This window comes from Acinetobacter sp. DMC2, assembly GCF_056314305.1.
Genome location: NZ_JBQUYP010000006.1, coordinates 229,632 through 243,780, shown reverse-complemented (window position 1 = coordinate 243,780; position 14,149 = coordinate 229,632). Strand labels below are relative to the sequence as shown.

General features: G+C 35.0%; 14 protein-coding genes. 9 read left to right on the top strand and 5 right to left on the bottom strand.

The features are described 5' to 3' along the window. Positions 1 to 28 precede the first annotated feature (28 nt). Positions 29 to 1,654: a WD40/YVTN/BNR-like repeat-containing protein gene (locus ACT53H_RS14520; protein ID WP_476009500.1), complete on the bottom strand. Its 1,626-nt coding sequence runs from the start codon at positions 1,652 to 1,654 to the stop codon at positions 29 to 31. A gap of 343 nt (positions 1,655 to 1,997) precedes the next feature. Next, a complete protein-coding gene (locus ACT53H_RS14515; RefSeq protein WP_476009499.1) occupies positions 1,998 to 2,696 on the bottom strand; it encodes a DUF1826 domain-containing protein in 699 nt (232 codons plus the stop codon). Between the two features lie 309 nt (positions 2,697 to 3,005). On the opposite strand from ACT53H_RS14515, the gene ACT53H_RS14510 reads away from it, so the two are divergent. Further along, complete coding sequence (locus tag ACT53H_RS14510) at positions 3,006 to 4,379, top strand: putative bifunctional diguanylate cyclase/phosphodiesterase (RefSeq protein WP_476009498.1); 1,374 nt, start codon at positions 3,006 to 3,008, stop codon at positions 4,377 to 4,379. A gap of 142 nt (positions 4,380 to 4,521) precedes the next feature. On the opposite strand, the gene ACT53H_RS14505 is transcribed toward ACT53H_RS14510, so the two are convergent. Genes ACT53H_RS14505 through ACT53H_RS14495 form a run of 3 tightly spaced genes read right to left on the bottom strand, consistent with a single transcriptional unit; the run spans position 4,522 to position 7,379 of the window. Further along, positions 4,522 to 5,436, bottom strand: coding sequence for an alpha/beta hydrolase (locus ACT53H_RS14505; RefSeq protein WP_476009497.1), 915 nt, complete (start codon positions 5,434 to 5,436; stop codon positions 4,522 to 4,524). After that, a complete protein-coding gene (locus ACT53H_RS14500) occupies positions 5,420 to 6,319 on the bottom strand; it encodes an alpha/beta fold hydrolase (protein WP_476009496.1) in 900 nt (299 codons plus the stop codon). The genes ACT53H_RS14505 and ACT53H_RS14500 overlap by 17 nt, the downstream gene beginning before the upstream one ends. A gap of 7 nt (positions 6,320 to 6,326) precedes the next feature. Then, complete coding sequence (locus ACT53H_RS14495) at positions 6,327 to 7,379, bottom strand: sugar phosphate isomerase/epimerase family protein (protein ID WP_476009495.1); 1,053 nt, start codon at positions 7,377 to 7,379, stop codon at positions 6,327 to 6,329. 180 nt (positions 7,380 to 7,559) lie between these two features. Between ACT53H_RS14495 and ACT53H_RS14490 the strand changes: the two genes are divergently transcribed. The 8 genes from ACT53H_RS14490 (at position 7,560) to ACT53H_RS14455 (ending at position 14,128) form a co-directional block, all read left to right on the top strand. Then, positions 7,560 to 8,159 carry a TetR/AcrR family transcriptional regulator gene (locus ACT53H_RS14490; RefSeq protein ID WP_476009494.1) on the top strand — a complete coding sequence of 200 codons (600 nt, stop codon included), beginning with the start codon at positions 7,560 to 7,562 and terminating at the stop codon, positions 8,157 to 8,159. A 742-nt stretch (positions 8,160 to 8,901) separates the two neighbouring features. Then, entirely contained in the window at positions 8,902 to 9,456 is a 555-nt protein-coding gene (locus ACT53H_RS14485) for a TetR/AcrR family transcriptional regulator (RefSeq protein WP_476009493.1), read from the top strand. A 152-nt stretch (positions 9,457 to 9,608) separates the two neighbouring features. Beyond that, the gene (locus tag ACT53H_RS14480; RefSeq protein ID WP_476009492.1) at positions 9,609 to 10,277 is read left to right on the top strand and encodes a hypothetical protein; all 669 of its coding nucleotides are present in this window, start codon (positions 9,609 to 9,611) and stop codon (positions 10,275 to 10,277) included. 330 nt (positions 10,278 to 10,607) lie between these two features. Beyond that, positions 10,608 to 11,696: a hypothetical protein gene (locus ACT53H_RS14475; protein WP_476009491.1), complete on the top strand. Its 1,089-nt coding sequence runs from the start codon at positions 10,608 to 10,610 to the stop codon at positions 11,694 to 11,696. Positions 11,697 to 12,073: 377 nt separating this feature from the next. After that, positions 12,074 to 12,391 (top strand): hypothetical protein, encoded by a 318-nt coding sequence (locus tag ACT53H_RS14470; RefSeq protein WP_476009490.1) that lies wholly within the window; start codon positions 12,074 to 12,076, stop codon positions 12,389 to 12,391. A gap of 171 nt (positions 12,392 to 12,562) precedes the next feature. Further along, on the top strand, positions 12,563 to 12,757 hold the full coding sequence (locus tag ACT53H_RS14465) for a hypothetical protein (protein WP_476009489.1): 195 nt from the start codon (positions 12,563 to 12,565) through the stop codon (positions 12,755 to 12,757). Positions 12,758 to 13,009: 252 nt separating this feature from the next. After that, the gene (locus ACT53H_RS14460; protein WP_004793283.1) at positions 13,010 to 13,468 is read left to right on the top strand and encodes a hypothetical protein; all 459 of its coding nucleotides are present in this window, start codon (positions 13,010 to 13,012) and stop codon (positions 13,466 to 13,468) included. Positions 13,469 to 13,783: 315 nt separating this feature from the next. Next, positions 13,784 to 14,128, top strand: a complete 345-nt coding sequence (locus ACT53H_RS14455) for a hypothetical protein (RefSeq protein WP_004793281.1) — start codon at positions 13,784 to 13,786, stop codon at positions 14,126 to 14,128. Positions 14,129 to 14,149 lie beyond the last annotated feature (21 nt).

Genomic DNA, 14,149 nt, shown 5'->3' with positions numbered 1-14,149 from the left:
TAGTTATGTTTATAGATTAAACATATTATTATTTTGATAAGTCTTTTATATTTCTGTTATGAGTACTATAAAGAGTCTTCCAACTTTGACCTTTATCATTTGATATTTTAACCAATGCATATTGACCAGAATAAAGGATGTTAAGAAGTGCTCCTGAATTTAAAGTAATGATAGAACTAGGAGCTATTATTTCATGCATTTGCCAAGTCTTACCTGCATCTTCTGAAATTGCTAATTTATCCCAATTAAATTGTGCACCTGATATATATAAATCTCCCTGTTTTGAAACTTGGGCAGGGAAAACGTTTACCTTAAAGGGACTGTTAACTTTTTGCCATGTAATACCATGATCCTTAGAGTTAAATAGATTTGAGAATATACCCGCAAAACCACGCTTTGATGTGATTACGCTAATTGATTTATCTGGATTAACTACTAGTTGAGATATATTATCATTGTTGGGTACTTTATTTTCAGTCCATTTTTTTGTTATATAATCATAATGGTTAATTTTTCCATACATATCTGCATAGCTAAATCCTTGTTCATCCTCCCACAACCAAAACCCACGTAATCCCCAAAAATTATCAAGAATTTCTTTTTGTACAATTGGTTGCCAATCACCATTTTCTAATCGATTACTCTTATAAACTGTAGCTTTATGACCTACTATATGAGATAGAAACCATCCGTTTTGATCATCACCAACGATAGAGGAAATTACGCCGATTGGTAAATTACCACTATCAATTGGGGTAAGAATATCACTTCCTTTTAAATGTTTATACAGAGTATTCATTTCACCATAAGCTAGAAAATCAAAGTTATAATTTTCTTTGACAGTTATACAATCAAAAGCTAAGTTATCATTACTTTGAAAAATTTTAGTTTTTTTATTAGTGTCTTGTGGAGGGAAGAAAAAAACTGAGCCAATCTTGCTTGATGCTATAAGAGTATTATCTTTTAGCTCTTTAAAACACTGCATACCAAAAGGAAGCATCTTGCTTTCATCGCCTATATTTTTTTCTAAAGTTGTAACTGGTTGCGTCCATCCATTCAAAATTTTATCTTTATAAATTGCTTCTAGATAATTATTCTTTAATTTATTAATTAAATCCTTATTAGAAGAATGTTTTTCAGATCTTGCTATTAAGTAGGCATCATTAGCATGGGTTAAATTAATACGTCCTAAATCAGTTGTGGTGTTTTCTAGTACTTTAAAAGTACCCATCGGGTGAGGTTTATCTTTATCATTTAAATTAATAAATTGGAATTTACCTGAAAGATAAGGGTTTATGGATGGTTGATAGTTGCTCAGTTCAACAATCCGATATTCACCAGCTGGTAGTTGTCCACTATAAATAAATGTAGAGCGAGAGACATCTGAATTTATTATTTTAATTTCATAAATTTTATTATTTTTTTGTATTGCCGTTTTTTCTGTAAGGCTTTCTATTTTTAAAGAGGGATAAATTATTCCGCTATTAAAACTAATACTGAGTACAATTGGATTTAGTTTTTCATCTGGTTTTCTAGACTCCAGGACTCCTTTTGCTTCTTTATTCGTTATTTTCGGTTGTGGTGCCGTTGCACATGCTTGTAGAAGCACGAGCGCTATTAAGGTAACCCCTAATCTTAAATTAAATTTACTCATTTGTTGTGGATTCCAAATTTAGAAAATATTTTAAAATAAAGTACTTACTGTGCGTATTTAATCACTGATGATATTACTATAATTGATAGTATTGATGTAATATTCATAGATAATTTATGATTAATAACTTTTGAAAATAAACTGATTCGTTGAGCGTGAAAAGAAATAAAATTTATTTTTGACTTCTTGTGTGAATTAAAAATTTCATTTCAAAGGGCTAAAGCCTGTTTTAAATAATTGTATTGACTAAAAATGAGCTAAATCAAAATTTTTAAGGAAAGAAAAAAACTAACACTTAAATTTTATAGAGGCCAAATTCAATTAAAGTATATGGAGTAAACATTTAACAAATCAACAGCAATCGATATTCACCATCTTTTTCAACAGGCGCTCGATGAACACAAGGCAAAACCTTTTGAGTGGGATGATCTACAGCCAAACGCCAAATATGGCCCATGCCTAAATTTACAGGCTGAGCATTGGGTTTAGGCTGATAATGCAAATCAAAAAAATACTCTGCCAAGAAAGCTTCAAATTCAGTTTCTGGGCCGTCATGCAATTCTTTGAGCTTTTCTCTAATTTCGGGAATTAGAACTTTTTGTTCAACCTGATCATTGTGAACAATATCACTGGCAGCGCCGTGATAGGTACATAAGAATGTATCGGTTTCAATTGGAGAGCGATCAACATGAAATGAATATACATCTGTTGAAATGAAGCCTAGCTCTTCATCGCGTTCATAATGTTTAAGTAAGTTAAGTACTGGCGATGCGCCGAAATCAGTTAACTGCTCGATATCTTCTAAAATAGTTTTTCTTGCCAGATTGCCTTTTTCTGAAAGTTGTAGCGCTAAAAGGTCTTCAACAGAAACTTCTGTAATATTTTCTTTTAACTGAAGCTTATTCACAATTTCTTTAAAGTCGCCAACCAAATTTCTGTGCCAGTAAATCGCATTTGTCTCTCCTTGGAACTTTGTATTTACAAGTTCAGGGAAACTAGACACTTGTCTAATTTGATTACTGTCAGAAAACGCATTCTTCATAGGAGAGTTAAATAAACCAGAGGCCGAGTCGCATAATATACACCGAATGGTATTTCTCACTAAAAATAAGTTAATCGTTGTTGGTATTCCAGCCTTGTACAGCCTAGCAGACACATGTATCGTTAGGGGATGATCCTTTAAAATTATACGGAGTTTGATAAGCAACATCGTTCAATTAAACAACCAAACTATACCACCACGATAAAACAACAACAGTCTCAAGATGAGTCGTATAAATAACAAGGAATAAAACATTTTGTTTTATTGGTGAATCTTGAAGTGGGGTATCAATGATCCAGATGGGGGTCTATGAAGAAATATTTTACGGTTGATTTATTTATGTTCGCTTCGTCTTATTTTAAAAAACACAAGAAAAATTACCGTAGCGTAAAGGACCAGCAGCTTACAATTGCAGCCAAAGCAAATATCTTTATTTGCATCATTTTTTGCTTATTCTGGACCATATATTTTGCATTTGCACAAATGTGGTTGATTGTTTACATGGATATCTTTTTTACATTGATCTCCATATTTAGCCTTTTTCTTATTTATATAAATCGAATTTCAGCGGGTATTCTTCTTTCACAAGTCGTACTGCTGGTTTTTCCAGTCGTATTTTGCTTATTTTTTGATATAGCTACCGTTAATCGTCCGCAGGTGGCTCATTTATTTTTACCTGCTGGAGCGATATTGGGGTATTTGAATTACCGCAGAGACCCAAGCTATTTACAATTCATTTTAATTTTATTGTCGATTGGGTGTTTTATATTTTTTAGTGGAACCTCTTTTAATCTTGAGAGTGCTATACCGCTATCTGAAGATATTCGCGGTCATGGCGGATGGATTGCAACTTGTGTTGCTACATTAATGATTTGTATTTCAATTTATACCATGCAATTAGAAATACAAATAGAAAACAGCATGGTGAAAGACTTACGCTTAGCTCTTGCTAAACAACAATTTGAGCTTTTTTATCAGCCACAAATTAATTCATCTGAAACTTTGATTGGCGCAGAAGCTTTATTAAGATGGCAACATCCTACTTTAGGTTATGTGCCTACAAAAGATTTCATTCCAGCAGCCGAAACTTTTGGATTAATGCCAGAGATTGGGGAGTGGGTGTTAGCTCAAGGCTGCAAAGTTTTACAAGAGTGGAGCAAAAAAGCCGAGACCAAAGATCTTACGCTTTCCATCAACATTAGTGCTGATCATTTTATGCAAGCTACCTTTGAGCAAACTGTGATTGGAATGGTTCAAAAATATCAGATAAATCCATCGCGGCTCATTTTAGAAATCACTGAAAATATTGCTTTAAATAATTGTGTAAGCTTGATCGAAAAAATGCATTTCCTGTCAAAAAATGGAATTCAGCTTTCCCTTGATGATTTTGGTACAGGTTATTCATCTTTAAGCTATTTACAAAAAATGCCCATCAGCCAAATCAAAATTGATCGTAGCTTTGTGCAGGCAGCTTTGGATGATAAACGTAGTAATAAACTCGTAACTGGCATTATTAAAATTGGACTAGATTTGAACCTTCGAGTGTTAGTAGAAGGTATCGAAACGACTGAACAATTTAGTGCTTTTAAAAATAATGGATGCACTGAGTTTCAAGGCTATTTATGGGGATGTCCGATGCCGTTAAATGACTTCTTAAAACAGATTGCCTATTTCAAAAAATAGGCAAAAGAGCAATTTCAATAAGAATTCATAGTAACCAACATCCATACTTAAAAGTAAGCTAGGCCACTCCAAAAGAGTAATTAAAAAATTTTAAAGAGTGGCCTAACTAATTAATATGTTTCAATAATAAAAACGAATCTATCTACATGTGAATTTTACGATAGATCGATTTTACCTTTTCGGGGCTAATTGCCAGCATGTGAATCGCGCCGTGAATCATTCCTTCTAACAAATGAAAGTTTACTTGAATACCTGCATCCCACAGTTTTTGAGCATATCTTTCGCCATCATCCCGAACAGGATCATATTCACAAACAAAAATGGTTGCATTTGGCAGTCCATCCAAAGACTGAGCGAGTAACGGACTTACAAATTCATTCTGTTTTTCATTTTCATCCTGCACATATTGATCCCAGCAATAATCCATGGTGGATGAGTCCAAACCATAACCTTCAGCGTATTGGCGATAAGAATTACTACTCATCGTGGCATCTAAAGCTGGGTAGAAAAGAAGTTGATGACTCACCTTAATTTCTGAATGGTGTTTTGCCATTAGACATGTGGCAGCAGCTATATTTGCGCCCGCACTATCTCCACCTACAGCCACACGGTTTTGATCAATTCCAAATAGTGAAGCGTGCTCATGGATATAGCGAAATGCCGTAAAAAAATCATTTAAAGGTGTTGGAAACTTAAACTCTGGGGCTAATCGATAGTCCACAGAAAATACAACCTGTTGAGTTGATTCTGCTAATAACCGACATGAGCGATTCCATGCGTCTAAACTTCCTAAACACCAACCTCCACCATGCGCAAAAACCAAAGCAGGACGTTGCTCAGTGTTTTCGAGTGAATAGGGAACATAAACGCGAACCTCAATTTCGGTGCCATTTGAAACAACAACATAAAAACTTTGTTGATAGCTTGCATCATGCTGAATGCCTTGCTGATCAATAATGTCTTTGTTTACTTGCTCCCTAAGTTCTTGTAACGAATTTACAGTCTCTGTGGTTGGTCTGGACTTAAGCCAACTTTCAATTTCAGCAAGTAGAGGCATAACGTTCTTCCTGCTGCAAAAAGTCTAAAATGAGTGAGCTGAATATTTCTGACTGTTCTTCCATAATGAAATGACCGCAGTCTTTTACAATCGCACTGGTTAAATGGGGTGAAACCTTTTTCATGGTTTCATAAGGCGCATTATCGGTAGCATGTTCAGCGCCTATGGCTAAAACTGGCATGTCTAAACTTTTAGTTTCTCTGATTTTATTTTGACGAATAGTCTCTGGAATAGAGCGGTAATAATTAAAACCCGCCGTTAAACGACCCGGAACTTTATAGGCTTCAATATAAGTTTCAGCCGCAACTTTATCTCTGTGCCATGACCATTTATCAAACATATAATTTAAATAAGTATCTTCGCGGCCTGTGATTAAAGCCTCAGGTAAATCTTGGGTCTGGTTAAACATGAAATGCCAAAGAAAAATGTTTTCACTCGGGTCAACAAAAATAGGAGGTGCGGGGGCTAAACCGGGAATCACAGCCTCTGTGACCGCAAGATGAGTCACTGATTCAGGAAAGTCAGATGCAAGTGCATAGGCAACCCACATGCCAATGTCGTGACCAACAACTGAATAAGTTGGATGCTCAAGTTTAGTCATGAGCATCGATAAAATTTTAGCGATACGACCCGTATCGTAACTTCCATCCAGTGGAGCTGAATTTCCTGTTCCGGGTAAATCAACAGCGATGGCTTGATAACCTTGTTGCGCCAATTCAATCATGACTTTGTGCCACGCGTACCATGTTTGCGGCCAGCCCGGAATCAGTAATACAACTGGTCCTTCCCCTAAGGTCACGTAATGTAGTTTTTTGCTCTCGATGTGAATATAAGAGTGGTGGAATTCGTTATGCGATTTTTCATTTAATAGGTGAGTTTTCATATTGAGCTTAAATACCTAATAACTGATTAATTTGAGTCTGATTCACAGGGGCAGCCGCAAAGTCATCAAACACTTTATCGGTGACATGAATAATATTTTGCTTAATAAACTCGGCACCTTCACGTGCGCCATCATCCTTATTTTTAAGACAGCATTCCCACTCTAATGTTGCCCAACCTTCGTAGTCGTAATGCGCTAACTTTGAAAAAATCGTTTTAAAGTCAACTTGACCATCACCCGTAGAACGGAATCGAGCCGCTCGATTTCCCCAGCTTTGATAGCCGCTATACATTCCTTGGCGGCCCGTTGGATTAAATTCGGCATCTTTAACATGAAACATGCGAATGAAATCTTTATAGATATCGAGATATTCCACATAGTTCAGTTGTTGCAAAACAAAATGGCTCGGATCAAAAAGAATATGGCAACGTGGGTGGTTGTGGGTTCGCTCTAAAAACATTTCAAATGTAATGCCGTCATGCAAATCTTCACCGGGGTGAATTTCATAGCAAAGGTTGATGTCTTGTTCATCACAAGCATTTAAAATAGGAAGCCAGCGACGTGCTAATTCATCAAAAGCCGTTTCAATAAGCCCTGATGGTCTTTGTGGAAACGGAAACACGTAAGGCCATGCTAGCGAACCAGAAAATGTGCCCATATCTTTAAGGCCTAAGCGGGCAGAGGCTTGAATTGAAGCGAGCATTTGTTGTTTGGCCCATTCGGTTCTAGCTGCTGAATTGCCATGCAAATGAGATGGGGCAAAGTTATCGCACATTGAGTCATAAGCAGGGTGCACAGCCATTAATTGCCCAAAAATATGAGTCGTTAACTCACTAATTTTTAAGCCATGATTGTTTAAAGTACCTAATATTTCATCGCAATAATCTTGGCTTTCTGCTGCCAAATTGACATCAAATAAACGCTTATCCCAAGCAGGAAGTTGTACCGCTTCAAAGCCTTGGTTTGCTACCCAAGCAGCAATATCTTCTAGACGGTTAAAAGGGAAAACATCATCACTAAATTGAGCAAGATGAATACTTGGACCTTTGATGGTTTTCATAACAAAACCTAATTAGTTGTCGATCGACAAACAATAGGCTTAATTTTGGATAAAAACAACTTTTTATTTGAAAATCAAAACAAAACGAGAGTATTTTGAATAAATCTCATTGATTTATTTGTGAAAATATTTTTTTCGAATAATAATAAAAAGAGGTACTAAATTTGATAAAGGGTCATTATGGCTGGCAGACCAAGAGAGTTTGATCGAGAAGAAGCCCTCGTAAAAGCGAGAGATTTTTTCTGGCTTCATGGTTATGAAGGCACATCCATGTCAGATTTAGTAGAAGTTTTGGGGATTGCCTCAGCTCGAATTTATAAAGCGTTTGGCTCAAAAGAGGCCTTGTTTAGAGAGGCCGTAAATCACTATGAAAAGAACGAAGGTAATTTCGCACTAAACGCTTTAAAGCAAAAAAATATTAAGGATGCAATCAACCAATTATTTCAAGATGCGCTAGCGCTTTACACGCAAACCAACCATTCCTATGGGTGCATGGTGGTGTCGGCAGCGAGCGTGCTAGGCAAAGAAAACCAAACTGTTTTGGAATGGATGAAAGCACAGCGTATTGCACGAGGCCAAAGTCTGGTCGAACGATTTGTTCAGGCAAAATCAGATGGTCAATTGGTCGCAGATGCAGACCCTAAAGCTTTAGGGCAATATTACGCGCTTATTCTGCATGGATTATCTGTTCAGGCAAGAGATGGCTATTCCAAAGAAGAGCTTTCTCAAGTGATTCATTTTGCATTAAAAAATCTAGAGCAATATGTTGTAAATGCTTAATTAATTGGGATTTATTTAACCTATAGGGCGGTGGCAGAACTCCAAATATAAGGGATCTGCCTTTCTATCACAGCAACCAACTTCGGGTGTTTTAATACATGGTGTCAGCTCGCCATCAATAATTTTATATTTATAACCATTTGGCCTTATATAACCATTTTATAAACCCCAATTTAACAATAAATTTTAATTATTTATCCTTACTTTTTAATGATCTAATTTAAAACAAATGGCATTTTGCGTGCTTGACTGTAAAAGGGTTGGGCACTATCCTTTGCCTGCTGGCCTACATTGCCAGTCGGTTGTCGCAGACCGAATCACACCCGTATCAGGATTATTTCTCTGAGGAATAATTTTGTGCGGCCATCTCGTTCCCTCCCGTTGCGGTAGGACGGGAGTGGGACACCCTCGGGTGTGCTGGTTGTGTGACCAGTCTGCGAACCCACTTCCGTTCTGCCACCATAATTTATAATGCTTTGGCAGAACTCCCAATAAAAAGGAGTTGGCTTTGCACATCCATTATTTCTTGGCAGCCTTTGCCAAAAGCTATAACGACACTACTTAAACTTTTAAAGCAGTTTGAACGCCGTAAGGTTTTCAGGCTTTAAATCACTTCGTCTAAAAACTTAACTAACAATAAAACTTGAGATGTGCCACGCACAGTCTTTACGGGCTTTGCTATGCCTTTTTTCTCCCAAAAAAGTATCTCATTTTGAAAACAAGAATTTATAACGGTAAAAAGATGTCAAATATAGTTCTCCCAACACGTGCAATACAAGTCATCAATAAGTCGATTAATTTATTTCACCATCACGGATTTCATATGGTTGGAATCGACCGAATTGTGAAAGAGTCAAACATTCCCAAAGCGACTTTTTATAACTATTTTCATTCGAAAGAACGATTTATTGAAATCTGCCTGATCGTACAAAAAGAACGTTTAAAAGAAAAAGTAATTTCAATTGCTGAGCACGTAAACCACACGAACGTGATTGATCAATTAAAGAAACTTTATTTCTTACACACCGATTTAGAGGGGCCTTACTATTTATTATTTAAAGCCATTTTTGAAATAAAACTGACTTATCCCAAAGCCTATCAAACCGCAGTGAGGTACAGAATTTGGCTCATCAATGAAATTTATAGCCAGCTTAGAGTACTCAAAACTGATGCCACTTTTCAGGATGCAAAGCTATTTTTATATCTGATTGAAGGCGCAATTATTCAGCTTTTAGGCTCGGATACGGCAATCGAGCAGGAGAATGTGGTGGAGTGTTTTTTGGCGGGGTTTGGGTAATTTAATATAGAAATTTTAAAGAATATAGTTTTATAGCGACATAGATTGTCGTTTAAATTCCATCCTAACTTGTAGTTAATAAAGATTTAGATTTAAATAATATTATATATTTTTAAATTTTATTTAAGCATTAATAATCATGGGGTAAAGTTATGCACTTTAAATGGAAATATTTTAGAAAAATTCCAGTAACGATTTCAGCTTTAGAGCAGACCTTTTTTATTGGAGTTCCATGTTCTCAGTTTTCAAATTATGCTTTATATAAGCTAGGGATAATTGATAAGCAACTTCCATTATCAGAGGGAATAACATTTCTCCCTGCTAAAATAGGTAAGTTTTCTACTATAAATGCTGATGGGAAAGTTGTTATACGTAAGGATTTGCCAAAAGAAACTTATTATCAGGAAATTTTTTATACGTGGAAAGAATGGCATGGGCCAGATCAAATTGAAAAGGAAGGAAGTAAATTAATTGCTAGAGAGCGCTATCAACGTCAACGTTTGGATGCACCAGATGTTCGAGTAACTGTCTCAAATATTGATGATGAATTATTCTTTCTTATCAAGTGTGAACCTAATGAAGAACATTTGCTACATAAATTAAATCTAGCACTGGAAATGTTTAATGAGTTTGATGTTCATATTAATTCAAGAAATGGCTTAATAACATTGCCTCATAATTTAAAAGCAGTGGATTGGATCATTTTAAAGTCTGGAACAATAACTGTTGAAGAAATTAAAGAAGCTGTAGAGAAAAGTATTTCTCAGAAACTTAAAAAAAACTATTCGACCTGTAATTCTCCAAAGATTAAATTATATTAGTAGCTTTTCGCCAGATGAAACAGTAATAGGGGTAGCTGGTTATAGTGGATATATTATCCATAATTTCCCCAATTTAGATATTTCAGTCCTTGAATCAGAATTTCCAGATAATGCGACTTATATTTTTGATTATAAAGAATGGGAACCGTTATCAAAACTATCTAAAACAGAAATTATTCGAAATGGTTTAGAAAAAGCTAGAGTTATCCATGATGAATATTGGGAAGAAAAAATTCGTAAATTACTTAATCCAAGAAATGAGAGTAATGAGAATAATAAAAACTAGTTTACTTAAGTTTTTGATTGGTAGATTTTTTAGGCGAGTTAAAAATGAGTTCAATATCTATAGAAGCTTATAATGCTATTGTAAATAAGGGAAAGATACCTGAGGTAACAGCACCTCTTCCTCCCATACTTGCGATGTGGCCTGAACCTTTATATATACGTGATAAATGGTGGATGCGTGTATGTAAATTAATGCCAGATGTGTCTTTGAAGTGGAGTAAATCACATCCACCAGAATTATTTGATAGTTTAGAGGTTGCTTTAAAAGTCGCTAGACAAAGAAATAAACAATTATTAGAAACTATTGCTAATTTGTCATTTAGCTTAGTTCAACAGCAATCAATTACAATGAAGGTAACGAAAGAGTTGCAGAAAAAAGAGAGATTAATTCATGAAGAAGGATTAATGTTGCAAGAAGCCAAGAAAAGAGCTTGTAAAATGAACAGAGCTGAAATCAATGATTTAATACTACCGGATAAATCAGAAAAATTTCGACAAATATTACATAAACAACTTGCGATTATGCCTTATCTTACAAGAGTGGTAGTCACTGATAAGAAGAAGAAATTTATTCTTGAACGATCAAAAAAAGATAAATTCGAATGGTCAAAACCAATTGTAGCTAAAGCAAAAGCTTTAGAGTTTGCTTATAAAGCTACTATTGCAGAAGGTTTTAATTTAGATCCAGAAGCGCCGTGGGGAAAGACTAAGGCCACTATAAGAGATTTACTATTACCTAGCGCAAATAAACTTTTGCAACTCGCAAGTGTGCAGCGATTATTATCGGAAGCTAAGTTAAAAGGACAATATGTTTTAGTGTGTAATGGGTATGTCTTTTGGTATGAGGAGAATGGCAATATTGGTTGGACTGTTAAACAAACAGATTCAAGTCTCAATGGAAAAAGAGGTAATACGTTATGGTTAGAAGGTGAAATTGAATCAAAAAATCATGGACGACTAATAATTCTACCTTATAGAAAATCTAATGGTGAACTTGTAAAAGGGCATACTAAAAATGCCCCCAATGATGGCCCTGCGAAACCAAGGCATCCGAGCCAGTATGTTTCTTTACCTTTTCATATCTTAAAAGATGATCTAATGATAGGCCTATTGGGAGACTTACCTTATGAATAGCATTATTAAAAGTACAAACTCTCAATGACTTCTTGCTTTGGTTAAACAACTGTAGAGTATAAGATTGTCACCAAATTTTTAGGGGTTTCACTGTGAGTACTTGCTTGAGTAAGGGTGCTGATCAGTAATAGTGTAAGTATCCACTGAAGCCCTTACAGACCTCTTTTATGGATGCAAGAAGAGGTTTTTTTATTTTCATCTTTTCATTTCTATTATCAACCCATTTTCCTTTTTAATTAAATACACTTCACTTAACCTATCAATAACTGTGACAGAAACTAACTTTTTACAACCTGTAAATGCGACTATCCTAATTGGACTTGAACACAACATCTTAAAGTGTTCCTCTTTTAATTAGATTTTTAGGTATTTAAAAAATGAATAAAATGCATGTAACTGTAGCAATCATTATTGGTTTAATTGTTGGCGGTGTAATAGGCGCTCTAAGTTACTCTAAAACAGCTGCACGTTATGACGCAATGACCACAGCATGTGTCATGGTAAATCAAGCGGTTGAACATGGCATTTTAAAACCAGAACAAGTGAAAGAACTTGGTGAGCTCACAGGCCAAAGCCTTAAACAAAATTATGAGTCAGTTGCATCCAAATTTAAATTCTCTGAAAAGCAATTAGGCAACGCATCTGAAGGATCTCATTGTAGTCAGTTTATTGTTGGGGTAAATGCTGCAAAATAAGCTAGAGTAAGCCCACTGTTTGTGGGCTTTTTTATGAAGCCTATTTAAACAGCTACACGATCAACTGAACATATTGTCTACAGACTGCTATAATAATGATCATCACAAAATCTAACTTAAGCTTGCTCTAAAGGCAGGTTTTTGTATGTGTAAACAGATCTGCTAGGAAATATGAAACGTTATTTAAAACCAACTCAATCAACAACTTCCACTTGGACCACAGAGCAAGATTGCTTCTTGATCGAAAATAACTTTCTTTCAATTCAGCAACTCATCGAACAATTACCTTTTTCTGAAGAAGAGATACGAGTGCGTCGTGCTCTTTTAGGGTTAGTTCGACGGGATAAGCAAATGAAAACATATTAATTTTACCAAACGATAAAAAATGATATGAAAGTAAATATTTCTAATTATCTCTATTCAACCATTCATTTTGCGGATGAGTTATCAAAACCATAAATTTTTTAGGTGTTTTTATGGTGCAATTTACATAAAGTTTGTATTACTTACAAACCGCTCTGATAAGTATACCTTTTATTACATTACTTTAAGCATAATTAAAGTTAGAAAACATTCATAGATCAGCACTTTATAACAATAGTACGGAGATAGAGGTTAATGCCAAAGTATTTAGCTGTAGCCGAAAAGGTTTATAAAAATATTAAAAAAGATAGCTTATTCACTGATGACATTACTCAGAACCTTAACTGTTTAATTAGTCAGATTCGAAAAGCTATCAAAGGAACGGAGTTTAAACTCAAATACAACTATATAGACTTTGAAGAAAACTTAACGAAACCGTCAAGTGAATGCAAGGTCCAAATTGATTTGAGTGTTATGCCGAAGTTCGTAAATGAAGGTGAGTATCTTCTTTGGTTAGCTGGTTTTATCGAGCGAATCACAGAAGGGGGAAAACCTAAATTACCGCCAATTTCACACTTTTTACCACCAGGTTTTAAGATGTCGAAAGATGCATTTCCTGTGACTGTTGCTCCTGTAAAAGAAGAGCATGCAGATATGATTATCAATTATTTTAAATCTGAGGATTTTATTAAAACTAATAAAACTCCTTCATAAAAGAATATAGAAGTGAACGTCCACCTTGCTTCTATATACTGCTGGTTTTAAAGTTCAGCGACCGCCTTCTGGGGCGGTTTTTTTTACTCCGAAATAAAGTCTGAATTAACTTTTCTTTTTTGAGTAAAAGTATATTTTCGAGAATATTAAATGTATGTAAATATAGTCAAGATTGACTAATTTTTATAGATAACAATATTTTAGCTTTATTCTTTCATAAAGAAAAATATACGCTTTTCACATAAGCCATGTGTCTATTAACGCAATTAAACATTTAGCTGTTCATAATCTTTAAAAAAAGAGAGCATGAACGATATGAATGAAAATGCAGAGCTTATAAAATATATAGACGTTGCTGAAAATGTCTATGAACGTGTCTATGAGAACAATCAAGTTTCAAATGATTTGATTATTAACCTGAACCGCATTATGGCGGAAATCAAAAAACAGGCCGAAGAAAAAGACCTGAGGTTGAAATATAAATCAATCGATTTTGAATATTGTTTGAGTTTACCTTTGGCAGATCGAGATATAAAAATTGACCTCAGTTTGATTCCTCACTTTGAACACCGTGATGAATGCATTTTATGGCTGACTAACTTTATTGGAAAAATAAGTGTGCCTAAAAAGATGACGAAGCAGAAATTGAGTTTTCACTAAAATTTAGCTTTTAAAGAGATA

What these genes read in the sequence shown, in the direction of transcription:
- ACT53H_RS14460 (WP_004793283.1), top strand. Translation starts at nt 13,010, where the DNA reads ATGCCAAAGTATTTAGCTGTAGCCGAAAAGGTTTATAAAAATATTAAA.
- ACT53H_RS14470 (WP_476009490.1), top strand. Translation starts at nt 12,074, where the DNA reads ATGAATAAAATGCATGTAACTGTAGCAATCATTATTGGTTTAATTGTT.
- ACT53H_RS14465 (WP_476009489.1), top strand. Translation starts at nt 12,563, where the DNA reads ATGAAACGTTATTTAAAACCAACTCAATCAACAACTTCCACTTGGACC.
- ACT53H_RS14455 (WP_004793281.1), top strand. Translation starts at nt 13,784, where the DNA reads ATGAATGAAAATGCAGAGCTTATAAAATATATAGACGTTGCTGAAAAT.
- ACT53H_RS14510 (WP_476009498.1), top strand. Translation starts at nt 3,006, where the DNA reads ATGAAGAAATATTTTACGGTTGATTTATTTATGTTCGCTTCGTCTTAT.
- ACT53H_RS14520 (WP_476009500.1), bottom strand. Translation starts at nt 1,654, where the DNA reads ATGAGTAAATTTAATTTAAGATTAGGGGTTACCTTAATAGCGCTCGTG.
- ACT53H_RS14490 (WP_476009494.1), top strand. Translation starts at nt 7,560, where the DNA reads ATGGCTGGCAGACCAAGAGAGTTTGATCGAGAAGAAGCCCTCGTAAAA.
- ACT53H_RS14500 (WP_476009496.1), bottom strand. Translation starts at nt 6,319, where the DNA reads ATGAAAACTCACCTATTAAATGAAAAATCGCATAACGAATTCCACCAC.
- ACT53H_RS14495 (WP_476009495.1), bottom strand. Translation starts at nt 7,379, where the DNA reads ATGAAAACCATCAAAGGTCCAAGTATTCATCTTGCTCAATTTAGTGAT.
- ACT53H_RS14475 (WP_476009491.1), top strand. Translation starts at nt 10,608, where the DNA reads ATGAGTTCAATATCTATAGAAGCTTATAATGCTATTGTAAATAAGGGA.
- ACT53H_RS14515 (WP_476009499.1), bottom strand. Translation starts at nt 2,696, where the DNA reads ATGAAGAATGCGTTTTCTGACAGTAATCAAATTAGACAAGTGTCTAGT.
- ACT53H_RS14505 (WP_476009497.1), bottom strand. Translation starts at nt 5,436, where the DNA reads ATGCCTCTACTTGCTGAAATTGAAAGTTGGCTTAAGTCCAGACCAACC.
- ACT53H_RS14485 (WP_476009493.1), top strand. Translation starts at nt 8,902, where the DNA reads ATGTCAAATATAGTTCTCCCAACACGTGCAATACAAGTCATCAATAAG.
- ACT53H_RS14480 (WP_476009492.1), top strand. Translation starts at nt 9,609, where the DNA reads ATGCACTTTAAATGGAAATATTTTAGAAAAATTCCAGTAACGATTTCA.